The following is a 2047-nucleotide window of genomic DNA, read 5'->3' on the forward strand; positions in this document are numbered from 1 at the left end:
TATGAAGCCGAAATGCTCAGCTTCATGCGCGACAAGCATGCCGATACGCTCAAGCTGATCCGCGACACCCGCGATTTCGGTGACGATGCGAAGAAGCAGACGGTGGCGGCACTCGCCGCTTTCGGCAAGCAGTTCGCCTGAGCCCCATCGAGCTAACTAGGGAGCCGTCATGGCCTCGCTGAAGGAACTCAAGGGCCGGATCAACTCGGTCAAGTCGACCCAGAAGATCACCAAGGCCAAGCAGATGGTCGCGGCCGCAAAACTGCGTAAGGCGCAGGCCGCTGCCGAGGCTGCGCGCCCCTATGCCGGGCGTCTGGCTGCGGTGATGGCCTCGATCGCCGGCAAGGTGTCGGGCGATAGCGCGCCGAAGCTGCTCGCCGGCACCGGCAAGGACCAGGTGCACCTGCTCGTCGTCGCCAACAGCGACAAGGGCCTGTGCGGCGCGTTCAACGCCAACATCGTCAAGGCTGCCCGCCTCAAGGCCAAGGCCCTGCAGGACGACGGCAAGACCGTGCTGTTCTACCTCGTCGGCAAGAAGGGCCGCGCGGTTATCCGCCGCGAGTACCCGAAGGACGTTGCCGCCATGTTCGACACCTCCGAGGTGCGCGAGCCCGGCTTCAACGAAGCCAGCGCCGTGGTCGAAGAGCTGATGGCAATGTACGAGGCCGGCAAGTTCGACGTCGCCCACCTGTTCTACGCCAAGTTCAAGTCGGCGCTGGTTCAGGAACCGACCGAACAGCAGATCATCCCCGTCCCCGCCCCAAAGGTCGAGGTTTCGACTTCGGTCGGGGCATCGGTCGAATATGAACCGGGCGAAGCGGAAATCCTCGCTGAACTGCTGCCGCGCTACCTGCGCACCCAGCTGTTCGGCGCGCTGCTGGAAAATCAGGCCTCTGAACAGGGTGCATCGATGACCGCGATGGACAACGCCACGCGCAACGCGGGCGACCTGATCAACAAGCTGACCATCCAGTACAACCGCAGCCGCCAGGCCGCGATCACGACCGAACTGATCGAAATTATCGCTGGCGCCGAAGCGCTCTAAAGCATTCAAGGCAAGGAACTAGACATGGCAACCGCAGCCAAGACCAAGACCCCAGCAGCCAAGGCACCCGCCAAGGCTCCGGCCAAGAAGGCCGCCGCTCCCAAGATGGCTCTCGTCGCCACCGGCAAGATCAGCCAGGTCATCGGCGCCGTCGTCGACGTGACCTTCACCGGCGAGCTGCCGGCGATCCTTTCGGCGCTCGAAACCGACAACAACGGCAACCGCCTCGTCCTCGAAGTGGCGCAGCACCTTGGTGAAAACACCGTGCGCACCATCGCCATGGACGCGACCGACGGCCTGACCCGCGGCCAGCCGGTGACCAGCACCGGCGCGCAGATCTCGGTCCCCGTTGGCCCGATGACGCTCGGCCGCATTCTCAACGTTATCGGCGAGCCGATCGACGAGCGCGGCCCGGTGGGTGAAGCCAAGCGCAACCCGATCCACGCCGAGGCCCCTGCCTTCATCGATCAGTCGACCGAAGCCGCGATCCTCGTGACCGGCATCAAGGTGATCGATCTCATCGCGCCTTATGCAAAGGGCGGCAAGATCGGCCTGTTCGGCGGCGCCGGCGTGGGCAAGACCGTGCTTATTCAGGAACTGATCAACAACATCGCCAAGGGCCACGGCGGCGTTTCGGTCTTCGCAGGCGTTGGTGAACGCACCCGCGAAGGCAACGATCTCTATCACGAATTCCTCGACGCCGGCGTTATCGCCAAGGACGCGGACGGCAACCCGACGCCTGAAGGTTCGAAGGTTGCTCTCGTGTTCGGCCAGATGAACGAGCCTCCGGGCGCCCGTGCCCGCGTCGCGCTTTCGGGCCTTACCATGGCTGAATACTTCCGCGATGAAGAAGGCCAGGATGTGCTGTTCTTCGTCGACAACATCTTCCGCTTCACGCAGGCGGGTTCGGAAGTGTCGGCTCTGCTCGGCCGTATTCCTTCGGCCGTGGGCTACCAGCCGACCCTGTCGACCGACATGGGCCAGCTGCAGGAACGCATCACC

General features: G+C 63.8%; 2 protein-coding genes. Both read left to right on the forward strand.

The window, feature by feature from the left end; translation table 11 throughout:
* Positions 1 to 169 precede the first annotated feature (169 nt).
* Positions 170 to 1045, forward strand: coding sequence for a F0F1 ATP synthase subunit gamma (locus RMO89_RS05595; RefSeq protein ID WP_310531741.1), 876 nt, complete (start codon positions 170 to 172; stop codon positions 1043 to 1045).
* A gap of 105 nt (positions 1046 to 1150) precedes the next feature.
* Positions 1151 to 2047 (forward strand): F0F1 ATP synthase subunit beta (gene atpD / locus RMO89_RS05600; protein WP_310531742.1); only part of this gene is annotated, 897 nt, incomplete at its 3' end.

It is taken from the genome of Novosphingobium sp. (assembly GCF_031424035.1).
GTDB lineage: Bacteria > Pseudomonadota > Alphaproteobacteria > Sphingomonadales > Sphingomonadaceae > Novosphingobium.

Excerpts from the sequence above, each read along its gene's own strand:
- RMO89_RS05595 (WP_310531741.1), top strand. The coding sequence starts at position 170 with ATGGCCTCGCTGAAGGAACTCAAGGGCCGGATCAACTCGGTCAAGTCG.